Genomic DNA, 15,708 nt, shown 5'->3' with positions numbered 1-15,708 from the left:
AATTATAAAACAATAAACTTTCCATGCCACTTTACAGAGATTTTTCTGATGACAACGCCACGATTCTTGTATGGAAATACGATGAGACGGAAGATCTGGATATTCATAAGCTTCTGGAGCCTGAGAATGCAGAAAAAGTGAAAGATTATCATCCTAAAAAGCTATTGGAAGTGCTGATGGTCCGTAAGCTTCTTAAGGGTTTAAAACCCAATTCAAAGATATTATATAAAGAAAGAGAACCTTTTTTATCGCCTAAAGATGCAGAAATTTCAATTACTCATTCCTTTCCTTTTGCTGCGATTGCTATTTCTAAAAATAAAATAGGGATTGATATCGAAAAATTTAATCCTAAAATTTTAAGATTAATTGATAAGTTCACCTACGAAAACGAAAGAGGATTTATTCCTTTCGATAACGAAGTTACTTTCTATACCATTATCTGGAGTGTAAAGGAAAGCATGTATAAAATTCACCATTCAAAACACTGGTCGCTGAAAAAACATTATGAAGTAAGACCGTTTGAGCTGAAACATCTCCATAATATTAAATGTCGAGTGCACGACGATACGATGTCTGATGAATTTAAGGCGAGGGTAGAGTTCTTCGACGAATACTGCTTTACGATTGTTGAGGAATAGTTTTTAAAGTTTCCTTTTCTTCAGTTTCGCTCTGATATTTTTCGATTACCTTTCTCTGTTCTTTGGCCACGTCGTAGATCAGCTCCAGAATATCGTGAATGTTTTTAAGCTCCGTAAGATGAGAAACTTTATTAGGATCCCTAAGGTCATAGGTTTCATTTTCTGTCAATTCGGTTTTTCTTTTTAGAATAAGATCATCCAGAGAAGAATCTTCCGGCTCGATACGGCTTTCCATATTAAGGGTTTCGGTTATTGTATCACCGTTCAGGAGATTGTATACTTTCTGCATTTCTGCTTCTATTTTGCGGCTCCAGCCTTCTGCGTCTATTTCAGGATATTTTTCATTATCTTTTACATATTGCGATAGAGAAGCAGTGTACGCTGTAATAAGATGTGATGTAGCAACAAACTGATGCACAACCTCCAGTTTTTTCTGCTGATTCTTAGGCTCCGAAATCATTCTCTGAAAATTGTCGGATAGGTTGGCCAATGAAATAATGGCATTTTTACGTTTAACTTTATAATCTTCAATATCAAAGTGATCTTCAAGAAATTTAGAAATCACGCTCTGAAAATAAATGAGATTGCATTCTGCAGATTTTTTCATTAAATCCAGATTCTGTGTATGTTCCCAAACCGGTAATACTACGTAAGCTACAAGTGATGTGATGACGGCAGCGATAATCGTATCAACAATTCTGTCCCTGAAAATAATATTTACATGGCCGGGACTTAGAAAATTAAAGCTTAAAAAGACGTAAATCGTCATGAATAAAACGGCCCAGAAATATTTCCCCTTCAGAAAACTGAAGCACATGATCATACTTAACAGAAGTATGGTGAAAAGAATTTCATTGATGTGGATATAATGCAGAATGATATAAGCAATGACAGCACCCGCAATTGTTCCGTACAATCTCAGTAAATTTCTTTTTTTGGTGATGGAGTAGGCCGGTTTCAGGATTGCCACAATGGTGATAAGAATCCAATACGTATGCCCGATTCCCAAAAACTGGAACAGGGAAAAAAGATATCCGACCAGAAGAGCAATGGTAATTCTCAACGCATGCCTGAAATGAGAGGATGAAAAGGAAATGTTGTTTCTTAATACTTTAATATTAAGTTTCTCTTCATTCGGCATAAATTTTTTCAGGTCTAATCCGGTGGAAAGACTTTTGGCCAGTTTGACATTCTGCGAAAAAACTTTATAAATCTCGTTAATTTCTTTGGTGATCTCATTGATACGCATTAATATCTGCCTGAGCACCATGAAATTTTCGAAGTTTTCAGGTGAAATACGTTTGTTTCTCAACTCAAAATAATCATGATTGAGATGTTTCAGCTCGTCTTCAAGATTAGAAATTGGTCGTGCTCTTGTTCCGATCTGAAGTGATATTCCGATATTCGTGATTTCCTCTGAAAGAAGATTAAGGTAATCATGAATTTTAACGAGAATAGTTGTATTGTCAAAACTTTGCTGCAGTTTCTGATAATCACTTTCTGAGGTCATCAGTTTTTCATGAAGATCCATGGAATTCAGGAACATCAGCATCAAAAGACGACTGGTGGTCGTCGACTCATTTACAATGGTTCTGGTTTTGAAAACAGTTTCACGGGTTTCTTCCTGCAGATTTTTTATCTCGATCTGTTTGGCAATCACTTGTGTTGTAAGCTTGTCAAAATCAGGGTTTTTCTGATAATAATTTGCTTTAATTTTCAAAAATTCTGCGAGCTGCAGATAATTTTCACCAATCATCTGACTCGCCAGCTTATACGGCTGAATGGTCGTTACAATTAAAAATATAAGTAAAAACCAGGTGCATCCTGATGCGAAAATCAGAAGACTTTTAAGGATATTGGCACCGGTTAAGTGTCCGTCGATAAAGATGGCAAGAACAACCAGTGATAATGAGCCCACTGCAGCAAGTCTCTGTCCGTATACACCGATTAATGAAAAGAACATTCCGAAAACAATAATTTCAGCAAAGACAAGAATTTTAATATTCATGACCAGGCTGGCTATCAAAGCTACAAATACGAAGCAGATAATGGCGAAAGTCAAAGCATTTCTCCGGCGTATAAAAGGTCCCGGCTGATCTGTAAGCGCTACGAAACTCGTTCCTAACGGAAAAAGAAAGTAATCTATCAGCATGTCGAAATGAGCGAGAACGAGACACGGAAGAACAGTCGCCAGTGTAATTCTGATCGCAGAATATACATATTGACTGGTAACGAATTTTTTAAGCTCCGCAGAATAGTTCATGCTACAAAAATAAGGGTAAAATATGAATTGTCAGTTTTACTTTGTCAATGAATGGTTAATTTTTCAAAAATTAATTTTGATTTACTTAATGTTTTATTTCTAAAGAAGATAAACTTATCAGTATGTAATAAAGATTAATTTTCTAATGATGCTGAGGTTCAGAAGTTACAAATCCTGCAGTTTAGCCCCGATCGCAGCATTTGTCTGAGCTCATTTTGTTGATTTTGGGCTGCGGCGGCGAAGCCGCCGCAGCCCAAAATCAACAAAAATAGCGAGTGCGGAGAGCGGGAAATAGCTCCCAAAAATACATCAACAAGATTGAAAAGTTTGTGAAAAAGAAAAGTCCCATATAAAAATATGAGACTCTTTCAGCAGTATGTAATATTTCTTAATAATCTACATTAGATGTTTCTTCACCAATGTGCCAGGTAAGACCGAAACGAAGGGTGTTGTCCAATGCTGTATTGATTTTAGACATATTGATCAGATAGGAGATGTCTAGACCGAAAGAACGGTACTTTAATCCGATACCCGCAGTAGCAAACTGTCTTGCTCCCTGCTCTTCACTTTCGTGGAAATAACCTGTTCTTACAGAGAATGCATTGTCATAAGAATATTCCAAAGCTCCACTCATCATGATCGAGTTCGGGTTTTTAAAGGATTTTCCGATACCGGCCATTACTCCCACGTTTGGAACTTCGTAGATCGGTTGTCTTGTATTTGGATCTGTTCCTACGTATTCTGAACCAGGAACTAAGATTTTAGAACCTTCAAAGCTGATGCCGACTCTGTTCATATCATCGAGATACATGTCATAACCAACCCCTAATCTCGCCATGGTAGGAAGATAAGATCTTGATTCTTCGTTTCCGGTGTAGTCTAGTTTAGGACCAAGGTTCTGTACTGCAAAACCTGCGTTGATTTTTCCGTCCATATTCCCAAAACTTGAAAATCTTGGAGAAGTATAGTATCCGGAAACGTCTACTGCAAAGGTGTTTGCAGGTTTTAAGGTCGTATCGGTGTTGAATCCTCCGGCTAAGTCTGAACGGATATATCTACCGGTAACCGCCATGGAATACGAATCCGAAAGTTTAAGACCATAAGCAACGTCAATAGAGAATTCGTTTGGCTTGGAAGTACCCATCGAAGTTACTTCGTTTCCTACTAACTGAGTTAAATCTACCTCACCCATATTGAAGTAATAAATACTCGCAGAGATGGTAGATCTCTCTTCCTGCCCTAAAAATTTATGGAACGCTCCATATAATAAAAATACATCATTGGTGAGTTTTCCCATGTACGGAGTGTAGTTTAATCCTACAGAAGAACTGGTTCTGCTGAAAGGATATTTTGCCGCATTCCAGAATTGAGAAAAAGCATCCGGAGAGGTCACGACACCCTGATCCCCCATACCTCCAGCTCTTGCATCTGGCGCGATTCTTAAGAAAGGAGCTCCGGTTAATACGGGTCTTACTAGACTTAAATCCTGAGAGTAGCCTAAAAAGCCAGCACTTAACCCAATTCCTAAAAGCAGTTTAGTAGTTAAATTCATATGTTGTCTTTTATATATTATCAGTTTTTTGTTGATATTATTATGTTATTGTTTTAAAATTATTTCAAAAGTACCATTTTTTCTACAGCTGTAGCACTTCCTTTGCATTTTTCTTGATTTTGACTTTTTGCAAATATCTTAAAAATATACGTACCTTTTGCTACTGTTGCACCAAAATCATCTCTTCCGTCCCATTCAATTGCCTGACGTGGCGTTCTAAAGCCCTGCAGGAACGGTTCTGCAACCACCGGTTGAGATAAAGTTCTTACCAGTTTGCCGGTAATAGTATAAATCTGAACATTCACATCAAGAATATCATCACAATTATGTTCAAACTGTATATACGTCTTATTGGTAAACGGATTTGGCCAGTTCAATGGTCTGTTGATTACTAAATGCTGATCTGCTTCATCCTTAACTTCAAAATTTAACGTTGCAGTTGTCGAATTATTGTTTATATCCCAAACTTTAAATGTTAACTGATGTTGTCCCACGGAAAGGTTCCTGAAAGGATATGTTACATTCCCTTTCTGATAGTCTGCAAGACTTGGACTTAAACATCCGTTTCCTTCTCCTGAAGCATAAAAATCATTCAGTACAATCGTATTGATAATTTGGCCGTCCAAATATACAGTAATATCGTGACCAATACCAGATCCTGTGGAATTAATTCCTGTATCATCTGTTATACAGGCCAGCAACATCGGATTCTGATCTGTAATACCGCCTTCGGCAAAGTTGGTGTTATTCATATAAAGCTTTACTTTAGGAGGCTCATTGTCATTTATTCCGTTAGGATTAATATCACCTACCTGTACTGCCTGATTATTGAATACATCACTTGCCTTATTGTCAGCATATCCCAAAATTCTTCCCTGTCCGATTGCATAATTAATATCTTTCGGTACATAGAATTCTACTGTAAACACACCGTTTACGGCAGTTCCTGAAGCTTTTACGATAGCACTTCCTTCTTCAGTATAATTAAGAACAGGTGTTAAGCCGCCGTCATTATTTAAAGTTGTTTTATTTAATCTTTTATCAAAAATATTAATTACCACGCGTCCGTTAAAAGTGGTGTTAACTGTTCCGTTAGGATTATTGATGTGTCCCTTTACTTTTACAAAATCCAATCCTCTGATAAGTCCCGGAACAGGAGTTTCTATATCGTCAATAACGAGTAATCGTTTTGGTCTGCTTAGCTTCATGGCAGGATCTCCAAGGAAATTAACCTTTAAATGATCTGTAGCCGAACCTTTCTGTTTCTTAGCATTTAAATGTGCATAGCCCAATGTATCAAAATCATCGCTGGTAAGCTTAAATATATTCTGGGTAAACAGATTGGTAAAGTCTACTCCGTATCCAACATCGATAGCGCGGCTTGAAGTAATCATGGTTGCAGGACCACCCTGTTTCAGTTTAATGAACTGTTCTCCGGCTGAAGAGGTTTCCGGCTCATCCCAAAGAGTGAATTCACAGGTTATTGTTGATACAAAAGGAAATCTGCTGTATACATTTGAGAAATTATTCGCATTCTGGATTTCAGATAATGTTAATACTCTTTCCTGAGCCCATCCGTTTATCCCTCCGTGTCCGAAATAAAAGATGTACAAACTGTTTCCGATATCATTTGAAATTGCCTGGTTTACCTGAGGATATCTCTGTCCTCCGGCAGTACTTTGTGCCTGGAAAGCATCCAGATATAGTTTTCTTACATTATACTCTTTAAGACCTGTGGTAGCAGGCTGTTCAAAAACAGTCACCAGGGAATTATTCATAACCGTGTGGAAAGGTGTTCCTCCGTCGTTATCATCATCCACCACAAAGTCAAGCTTCATTTTCCATTCTCCAAAAGGTGTTGACTGTCCGGATAAACTATTATAATAAGCCAGTGTCTTGTCAATCATATTGGCTGCTTCCGTCACATTTGCCGCAGGAAGTCTTCCTACCGGGAGATCAGGTAAATTGTTAGTAATGAATTCAGTGGTCTGCGGCTTTGTCATTACAATATAATCGTCTGTCACGAAAGATCTTACAACGTCAGAAGACTCTTCACTCTGATAGCTCGTCACCACATTGGAATTATTCGAAATTCTGTTTTTAAAATCATAAGAAGTATCTCCTAAAATGAATACATATTTTAATGTTCCCGCAGGAGTGTTGAGTTTAGTGACAAAATCCCGGATTGCGGTAAGGTCTCTGCTTCCGCTTCCGAATTCATTGAATATTTTATCGGTATCTACAATCTGTACGTTATAATTGTTTTTTGTCTGATGATAATTGGCCAGTCTCTGAGCCTGCCCCATCATTTCCGGAACTGTAATAATCAGATAATCTACGTTTTGAAGCGCAGAAAGATTTTGATTGTTGATATGCCCTACAAATTGTGGAGAATAGGCAGCATCAGCTCTGAAAGCTACAAATTCATTATTGAAATTCTGATCTGCCGCAGTATATGCAAAATTGAATGTTGTGTTTCCTGCCGCTTTATTCACCCTTCTGTTGGCATTGGTAATATCTGTAACATCCCAGACCTGTTCAGCTGAAGCAGCATTGGTTAAGCTAAATCCATAAGTTGTGTTTGTTCCGCTTTCTAATGAAAAATCTCTGAAATTCATCTGTGTCCCGTTGAAATTCAGATTATCTTTATATTGCACTTCAATATAATCCAGATAGAAGTTTCCATTAGGATTAATCGTTATGTTGGGTTTTAAATTAAATGTTATCTGATTCCCGCTTAGCCCTGTTGTTGCGCCGGTGTATCGTATCGGATAAAATTCATTCGTTCCCCCTGAGCTGATGGGAGGGATAACTCCGGTTACGGGATTTAAGGTATTAATGTCGAACGAAATGCTATTTTGCTGAGATTTATACCCTACAACCTGTGCTCTGTATTTTATTTCGTCGCCGGCCTGAATGGGTGATGCCGTGGTAAAACTTACCGCTCTGTCAGTTGTGAAGGGAGTTTCTTCCACCCAGATTCTTCCAACTTTCATCAGATTTTTCTGATCATTATTTATTACCTGATAGTTATCAAATCTTGTAATAAGAGGAGTAGAAGGCAGATTAACATCTACAGCCTGAACTCTTTTTCCCGGTCCTTTGTCAAAATTTATATAATAATAAGAATAATCTTCATAAATATTCTTCAGATTCTCGCTTCTGTCATTTCTTGTATCAATTCTTTTAAAGCCGTTTCCATTTGAAGTATTATAAAGATTATATCCGTTTGGACCCTGAGCATAAAATAAAGCATAGTCGTTGTCATTCCATATGCCGTCATCTTCCCCTACAACCTGAATGGCATTTTCCTGAAGCGCACTGTATCTTGCATCCTGATTGTTTTCAGGAAGCATAATTCCTCCGTTTCCGTAGATTCTGAAGTTTTTGGGATTTACAGAAGAAGGATTAATGCCGTTATCCTGTAAAAACTGTTTTGTTATTTTGAAAATCCCTGATTTATCAACCTTGATTTTATAAAAATTCCCAGTGGATAAAGGATTGACAGTTGTTCCTACCTTTAGTGTGCTTCCTAAACTGTTTGATGCATTTGTTTCTGAAATTTCGAATGATGATAATCTCTGCACCTGCCCTTTCACCCTTTTAAATAAAGCAACATTGATGTTCGCATAACGTCCGTCTTCCAGGTTATAATAAGCAACATCCTTAATCTCATAATCAGGAAGAAGATCTTTGCTTAGTTCAAACAGATCCTTTCCGGAAACATTTTCCCATACCGGATTAGAAACTTTTACCTGCTTTTCGCCAACCTGTTGTTTGGTTGTTATAAAAATGTTATTTTGGCTGAATGAAAATCCTTGATTTTTAAAATTGGGGAGATTAAGTTTGGTATCACCATAATCCCGGATTTTAGAGCCATCCCATTCAATGGAGATTCTCTGAGCCCAGAGGGTTGATACAAAGCTTAATAAAAATAAAAGCGAGATTTTTTGTTTCATGTTTATTTTTGAAATTTCTGAATTACAAAATAAATGAAAATTTTATAATTAAATTGTGATACAATAAAATTAATTTGTTAACGTTTTTCAAAAAAATCAACTCTTTACTTGATTTATTGAATAATTTATTTTTTCTTTGTACTTTGAAAATATTTATATCGACTATGAAAAAACTAAAGTTGTTTTCATTAATAGCATTAAGTTCTACACTTGCATTAACCAGTTGCGGAGGATCTAATAATGGCGGCGGTACTAAAAAGTTTGTCAGCAAAACAGGTTGGAAACCAAACGAAAAACAAGGTTGGTTTTTTGCAGGAAAGCAACAAAAGCAGAAGGGTTGGCCGGGAATGGTATATGTAGAAGGTGGAACTTTTACAATGGGATTAGTGAAAGATGATGTTATGCACGACTGGAATAACTCACCTCGCAGAATGCAGGTAAGTTCATTCTTTATCGGGGAAACTGAAATTACTAACTACGAATACCGCGAATACCTGACATGGTTGAAGTATGTATTCCCTCCAAGTGATCCCAGCTTTAAGGAAATCTACAACGGTGCTTTGCCGGATACCTTATTGTGGGACAACAAATTATCTAGAAATGATTACAACGAGACGTATTTCCGTTCTCCTGAATTCGATTACTATCCTGTAGTAGGGGTATCTTGGACTCAGGCAAACAGATATTGCGAATGGTTGTCAGACAGAGCAAACGAAAAAGCCCTGATGCAGGCTGGTATTATTGCTAAAGATTTGTATATCAACGAGTCTAACAATCAAGGTGGAACTGCTTTTAATATGGATAAATTCAAATCGAATGATCCTGAAATGCAAGGATACATCAACGAAAAAAGAATGCAGCAAAAAACAGGTTTGAAAACAACAAACCAGAGATTATTGGCTGCTAACAGAGCTCCAAACGCTGCAATGGTTACCAAATTCAGACTTCCTACCGAAGTAGAATGGGAATACGCAGCTTTAGGATTGGCTAAAAACAGAGAGTACAACCAATATATGGGTAAAAAACCTCAGATTGAAAAATTAAGAGGTACCAAAGGAAGAGAAAGAGGTATGTTCCTTGAAAACTTCAAAATGGGTGCCGGTGATTATTCTGGTATCGCAGGTTGGAAAAACGACGGATCAGCACAAACTTCTGATGTAAGACAATTCCCTTCAAATGATTTAGGAATCTATGGAATGTACGGAAACGTATCAGAATGGACTGCAGATGTATACAGACCAATCATTGATGAAGATTTCAGCGATTTCAACTACTACAGAGGAAACATGCCTCAGGCTATCGTAAGAAACGGTGACGGAACTTACAAAATGGTAGATGAAAACAGCATTAAATATGATACTTTAGCAGACGGAAGATTAGTTTATAAAAGCTTACCGGGCCAGTTTGAAAGAGAAACCATTGCTGACTACAGAAACTTCAGAGATGGCGACAGAATGTCTTCTTTAGATTATAGAAACGCATCAGATTCGGCTGCTACTTATGATATGTACAATTCTCCTAAATCAAGATTTATTGTAGATGCCAACGGTAGAGTAGTGATGCAGAAAGACAGAAAAGAAAGAACTTCAGAAATCTCCAATGACATCAGAGTTGTAAAAGGTGGTTCTTGGCAAGACACAGCTTACTGGTTGGATCCGGGACAAAGAAGATATAAAAATCAAAACAAAGCTTACGGATGGATAGGATTCCGTGTGGCTCAGGATGCAAGAGCAAGCGACAAGAGTAGAACAAGAAGATAATATTTATCAAAATAATTTTCAAAAAACCTTCCGGAATTCTGGAAGGTTTTTTATTTTTGAGCCATGAATGCAGAACAATTTTATCCTTTGTTTTTACAATCCCGGAATGTTGTGATCGACAGCAGAAAAATTGAGGAGAATGATATTTTCTTTGCTTTTTCGGGAGACAGTTTCAATGCCGCTACTTTGGCAGAAGAAGCAATTCTGAAGGGAGCTCTGGCTGTGATCGTAGAACAGCAGAATTACGAAAATAAAGAGAAAAATATATTTTATGTTCCTTCCACTTTAGAATTTTTGCAAGAGCTTGCCGTATATCACAGAAATAATCTTCATATTCCTGTTATCGGTCTCACGGGCAGCAACGGAAAAACGACTACTAAGGAGATTATTCATGCAGTACTGTCAGAGAAATTTAATGTCCAGTATACAAAAGGTAATTTAAACAACCACATTGGTGTTCCTTTAACTATACTTTCCATAAGACCGGAGCATGAAATGGCTGTCATCGAAATGGGAGCCAATCATCAAAAAGAAATAGAACTTCTCTGCTCGATTTCAATGCCTGATTTCGGTTATATTACCAATTTTGGAAAGGCACATTTAGAAGGATTCGGAGGTTATGAAGGAGTGATAAAAGGCAAATCAGAATTATACGACTATCTGAAAAATGCTGGTAAAACAATTCTGGTCAACGAAAATGATCCTGTTCAGGTTGAGAAAACGGCAGATTATTCACGTAAAATTACTTTTGGTAAGGCGGCATCAGATTATCAGTTTGAATTGTTTTCTGAAGATCATTTTGTGGGCTTAGTATACAAAAATGAAAAAGTAATTTCAAAACTTACCGGAAACTACAACTTTACCAATCTTTGTGCTGCCGTAAGCTTAGGACTTTATTTTGGAATTGACTTTGATAAAATCAGCCATGCTATCGAAAATTATACTCCAACAAATATGCGTTCTCAGATTGCCGAGAAAGGAGACAAGACACTGGTTTTGGATACGTATAATGCTAATCCCAGCTCAATGACTGCTTCTTTGCAAAACTTCGTTACTTTCGAAGGCTCAAAAACAATCATCATTGGTGATATGCTTGAGCTTGGTGACGAGAGTGAAAATGAACACAGGGGTATTTTAAACTTAGCTTTAAGCTTAGGTTTTGATCATATTATCACCGTAGGTAAAAATTTTAAAGCCGTAAATGATACAACATTAAGTTTTGAAAACACCCAAGAGCTTGCAGAATATTTAAAACAAAACAAAATTACCTCAAAAAATGTTCTTTTAAAAGGATCGAGAGGTATTGCCTTGGAAAAAGCGATAGATTTTATTTAAGCTTTGTATTCCAGAATTCTTTGATGATCAGTTTGATATTTTTAAAAGTGCTTGGGAAAACTTCCTCTTCTATTTGAGCGGTATTTTTCCAGGCAACTTCAGTGATTCCTTCTTCAATTTGAGGCTTTGATGTGTCTTCACCGTTAAAATTCATCTCAAACCAATGGGTACATTTCAATATCTTGTCACCATTCCTTTCTACATAAATGTGATATGTCGTGTTGATGAATCTGACTAATTCTACATCCCGCAATCCTGTTTCCTCTTCAATTTCCCGTACTGCAGACTCTTCACGGGATTCCCCTTTTTCCATTTTCCCTTTCGGAAGATCCCATTTTCCAAGTCTTTTGATGAATAGAATGTCTCTTTCAGGATTATTCACAATACCGCCGGCAGCCTCAATGATTCTGAAAAGGCTTTGAAACTGTGACCAGATTTCATCAATATTTTCACCGAAAACATTTAATTCCTTTACTGATGTATTTTCCAGAAGATCAAGAGCGATCTCCAGGCTTGTGACGTTTTCGTATCCAAGCGTTTTTTCTAAGTTTTCAGATTGCTTAGACAACAATAATTTTTTTTCGTTCACAAAAACTTTATACATATATTTGTAAGAATTAAGAATTTAATACAAAAATAAAAAATGAATTTAGAAGGACGAAAGATTATTGTCAATAAATCATCTAAAGACCTGGTAGAAATACTGAAATCACCGGAAAATTACAAAGATTTTATGCCGGACGGTCTTCAGAAATTTGAAACGAGAGAAGACGGATTTAAATTCGGGTTGCAGGGAATGCCGGAAATTGCTTTGAAAATTGATGAAGTGAATGATCAGAAAGCAGTTTTGAAATCTGCAAGTTCTAGCCTTGACTTTTCATTGACTGCTGCATTACAACCTCTTAATGAAAATCAAACAGAAGTACAGATGCTTTTTGAAGGGAAATTCAATCCGTTCATCAAAATGATGGTTGAAAAACCGCTTCAGAACTTCATCAATACGCTGACTGATAAAATTGAAGCTTACAAATAAGACCAAACCTTCCACCCGGAAGGTTTTTTTATGCGATAATTCCAGAACTGTGATTACAGGAACTGCCGGTAGCCGAAGACAAAACGTTGATCTCATTATTCATACGGAGGATTCCCATCAGCGCAAAAATCAAAGCTTCTTTATATTCTGTGATTTCCTTTTCGGGAATGATAATATCAGTTATTGTCTTACCACGGATTCTTTCAATTAAATATTGATTATAAGCTCCTCCGCCCGTAACAAGAATATTCTTTAAACGTTTTTCTTCTAAAACTTTTGAAATCTGTACAGCAGCATGCTCAGTAAAAGTTGATAAGGCATCAAGTTTTTCAATATCTTGAAATAATGGGAAAATGTTTTCGTTGCACCATTCAACTCCTAACGATTTTGGATGTGATTGTTGATAGAAACTTAATGAATTAAGTTGTAACAAAAGATTTTCATTAATTGTTCCTCTTTTTGCGAGATTTCCATTTTCATCAAAATCCAGATCAAAGTTTTTGGCAAGCTGATTAAGAATAATATTCACCGGAGCAATGTCAAACGCGATCCTCTGATTGTTGATTTTTAATGAAATGTTGGAAAAACCGCCCAGATTAAGACAGGCATCATACTGCGGAAAAAGCAGTTCGTCACCAATAGGTACGAGCGGAGCACCATTACCACCCATCAGTACATCCTGGCTTCTGAAATCATAAACGACAGGCAGATTAGCTTCCAGTTTTATAGCTCTTCCATCTCCGATTTGTAGCGTAAATTTCTTTTCAGGCTGATGAAAAATTGTGTGCCCGTGAGATGCGATAAGATCAATATGAGTAAGCTGATGATTTTCAATAAAACTTTTAACCGATTTTCCCAGATAAAAGCCATATGATGAATTCAGCTCGAGTAGTTCTTCCGCAGAAAGATGAATTGCATTTTTCAGTTGATTTTTCAATGCTTTATCGTAAGAAACAGTTTCTGCATGTAGGATATTGAAACTCCAGGAATCTTCTTTCTGAAATCTTGCAAAACAGATATCCAGGCCATCCAGACTGGTTCCGGACATCAATCCTATAGCGTGGAAGATCATAATATTATCTCTTGTTTTCAGATAGTTTGTCGGTGGTGAAGTCTCCGGAATTCTGATAAAAGACATATTCGGAAAAATCATCTTTAGCGGTCATTCCGTGGGCTCCGATAAGGGTAGAGCCGTCTTTCATCGTCACATAAACTGTATCACGGGTATAAATCCTCTTTTTTCTCTGATCCCAGAATACAGACTGCATCGCAAATCTTTCATTCTCATTGGTGGTAATTCTTACATCACCTCTGGCTTCATAGAATTGCTTATAATCATAAAATTTAGCATACTTTGCTTTGATCGTTCCCGGAACTTTTGGTTTCTTTTTATCAAAAAACAAAATATTGATTCCTTTTCTTGCAACAGTGTAGGGGCTGTCGATAAGTTCATATTTTTCAATAATCGGAGCTTTGGCACGCATTGTTACAAATCCTGAATCCCTCTGGATGATATTGGCATTGTTGATGATCTGTGAAGCAAAATTTTTATTATTCTTACCCGTGTTTTGTGTAAGATCTTCTTCACAGGATGTTATGATAAAAAATATAGCACAACTAAAAAGGTATGCTATATTTTTTTTATATGATATGTTTCTGAAGAACTTCATTTTTAGTTGTACAGAGCTTTTCTGAACCATTTATCTGCAAAATTGAAACCAACCTTCAAATTGATAAAATTCTGGTTGATGAGATTATTCTTAAGAGTTCCTCTTTTTCCGACTTCAAGACCGAGCTCAAGACCACTCATTCTCGTTATACTGCTGTTTTTGAATGGAAGAAGCACTCCCGCAGAAACCCCGAATTTATTGATGTTCTGTCCCGCTATCTGTAAGCTTCCTTTCTCATAAAAAGCTCCGTAGCGGTACACGATTCTTGAAAAATAGCTTCTGAAGTTATTGTAATTCGGCAAATACCATCCTCCTGCAGAAATTCTGTAAGAGTCCTGGAGATCCAGAGACTGCCCGAAATAGGCGATGCTTTCTCCCTTTTTATAATCTCCCTGAACAGATAAAAACCATTTATTCTCCTCACCATAACCTACACCGACTGATGCCTGTAGTGGTAAAAGATTTTTTGAGTTTGTTGTTTTTTCTTCAATGACAGTTTCATTGGCCTTTTCGGTTCTTGCAGCGTCAGAATAATAGTAGGTACTATTTCTGTAATCGGTAGTCATATTACTGGTATTACCGAAAGTAGCAGTTGCACCGATCGTCAGTTTTCTGTCTGTACTTGTATTAAGTTTTTGATAACTTGTTCCTAACGTAAAGTTGAAATTTCGGATGCTGTTTTTCGTTTCATAACCATTGATGAGTTCAGCATTAGAAACAGCAAGCTCGTTTAGGTCATATAGGTTTCCAAAATAATAGTTGGCTCTCGCCCCTACAGCAAATTGATCATTGATTTTGTACCCCAATGCAATCTGTGCGGTATTTAAAGTTCCGCTTCCTTTAAATCTGTTTCCTGTCGTTATTCCGCTGCCCTCATTGTAATCCGTATGAATGATTTCGTAGCTTTTAGAGCTGTACGGTTGATAAGAAAGCCCCATTTTCAATCTTGGAGATAAAGGAAAAGCCAGTGAAATATTAGATAAATACGTAGAATGCTTGGTAGACTTCGTATTGTTGTAATCTGTTTTAAAGTAATTGTTTTCGTTGGTCGCTTCCAGCTTGATACTTGTTAGCTCGAAATTAGCATTGTTTGCTGGGTTTGCAAAATTGAAATTACTCGTAAAATCGCTTATAAAAGCTGTTGATATACCTCCCATTGAGGAAGTTTCGATCGTATTATCATATTTTACATCCCCGATTCCGTACGTCGCATAGGGTGAGTTACTCAGATTCTGCGCGTTAAGGAAGTATCCAACTGATATGAATGATAGTACAAAGATTTTTTTCATTCTTTATTTTTAAAACAATGCGCAAATATCTTAAATATTAATGAATTGTAAAAATTATATGAGGTTAAAGTTTGTTAAGGGTGATGAATAGAGATAATTATGATGAATTGTCAATTGCGAATACGCTTTGCTTGTGAATTTTTTATGAAATATTTATGTTTTTTTTCCTTAAAGTTCACCATTCACTTGTAAACCAAAATTCACATTTC

General features: G+C 36.8%; 11 protein-coding genes. 4 read left to right on the top strand and 7 right to left on the bottom strand.

The window, feature by feature from the left end; all coding sequences use genetic code 11:
• Window positions 1–23 precede the first annotated feature (23 nt).
• Entirely contained in the window at window positions 24–638 is a 615-nt protein-coding gene (locus AC3WV0_RS13335; RefSeq protein WP_488846599.1) for a 4'-phosphopantetheinyl transferase family protein, read from the top strand.
• Here the strand turns inward: AC3WV0_RS13335 and AC3WV0_RS13330 are convergent.
• From AC3WV0_RS13330 to porU, 3 genes are all read right to left on the bottom strand, one after another.
• A complete protein-coding gene (locus AC3WV0_RS13330; RefSeq protein ID WP_488846598.1) occupies window positions 619–2,901 on the bottom strand; it encodes an FUSC family protein in 2,283 nt (760 codons plus the stop codon). The two genes, AC3WV0_RS13335 and AC3WV0_RS13330, sit on opposite strands and share 20 nt — an antisense overlap.
• A gap of 388 nt (window positions 2,902–3,289) precedes the next feature.
• Complete coding sequence (gene porV / locus AC3WV0_RS13325; RefSeq protein ID WP_488846597.1) at window positions 3,290–4,453, bottom strand: type IX secretion system outer membrane channel protein PorV; 1,164 nt, start codon at window positions 4,451–4,453, stop codon at window positions 3,290–3,292.
• Between the two features lie 59 nt (window positions 4,454–4,512).
• Window positions 4,513–8,412: a type IX secretion system sortase PorU gene (gene porU, locus AC3WV0_RS13320; RefSeq protein ID WP_488846596.1), complete on the bottom strand. Its 3,900-nt coding sequence runs from the start codon at window positions 8,410–8,412 to the stop codon at window positions 4,513–4,515.
• Between the two features lie 164 nt (window positions 8,413–8,576).
• Between porU and gldJ the strand changes: the two genes are divergently transcribed.
• The gene (gldJ, locus tag AC3WV0_RS13315) at window positions 8,577–10,172 is read left to right on the top strand and encodes a gliding motility lipoprotein GldJ (protein ID WP_488846595.1); all 1,596 of its coding nucleotides are present in this window, start codon (window positions 8,577–8,579) and stop codon (window positions 10,170–10,172) included.
• Between the two features lie 63 nt (window positions 10,173–10,235).
• Entirely contained in the window at window positions 10,236–11,507 is a 1,272-nt protein-coding gene (locus AC3WV0_RS13310; RefSeq protein ID WP_488846594.1) for a UDP-N-acetylmuramoyl-tripeptide--D-alanyl-D-alanine ligase, read from the top strand.
• Here AC3WV0_RS13310 and AC3WV0_RS13305 read toward each other — a convergent pair.
• Complete coding sequence (locus AC3WV0_RS13305) at window positions 11,500–12,111, bottom strand: NUDIX hydrolase (protein WP_488846593.1); 612 nt, start codon at window positions 12,109–12,111, stop codon at window positions 11,500–11,502. The two genes, AC3WV0_RS13310 and AC3WV0_RS13305, sit on opposite strands and share 8 nt — an antisense overlap.
• Before the next feature lie 39 nt (window positions 12,112–12,150).
• On the opposite strand from AC3WV0_RS13305, the gene AC3WV0_RS13300 reads away from it, so the two are divergent.
• Window positions 12,151–12,540, top strand: coding sequence for an orotate phosphoribosyltransferase (locus AC3WV0_RS13300; RefSeq protein ID WP_089860676.1), 390 nt, complete (start codon window positions 12,151–12,153; stop codon window positions 12,538–12,540).
• Between the two features lie 28 nt (window positions 12,541–12,568).
• Here the strand turns inward: AC3WV0_RS13300 and AC3WV0_RS13295 are convergent, their stop codons facing one another.
• From AC3WV0_RS13295 to bamG, 3 genes are read right to left on the bottom strand one after another with little or no spacing between them, the layout of a single operon-like run.
• Complete coding sequence (locus AC3WV0_RS13295) at window positions 12,569–13,612, bottom strand: anhydro-N-acetylmuramic acid kinase (RefSeq protein WP_488846637.1); 1,044 nt, start codon at window positions 13,610–13,612, stop codon at window positions 12,569–12,571.
• Window positions 13,613–13,616: 4 nt separating this feature from the next.
• Window positions 13,617–14,210, bottom strand: coding sequence for an LPS export ABC transporter periplasmic protein LptC (locus tag AC3WV0_RS13290; protein WP_488846592.1), 594 nt, complete (start codon window positions 14,208–14,210; stop codon window positions 13,617–13,619).
• Window positions 14,211–14,212: 2 nt separating this feature from the next.
• On the bottom strand, window positions 14,213–15,499 hold the full coding sequence (gene bamG / locus AC3WV0_RS13285) for a BamG family beta-barrel-assembly machinery protein (protein WP_488846591.1): 1,287 nt from the start codon (window positions 15,497–15,499) through the stop codon (window positions 14,213–14,215).
• Window positions 15,500–15,708 lie beyond the last annotated feature (209 nt).

The organism is Chryseobacterium sp. 27AL, from assembly GCF_057815395.1.
Note: the sequence above shows the minus strand (reverse complement) of the source record. Positions and strands in the feature narration are given on the sequence as shown.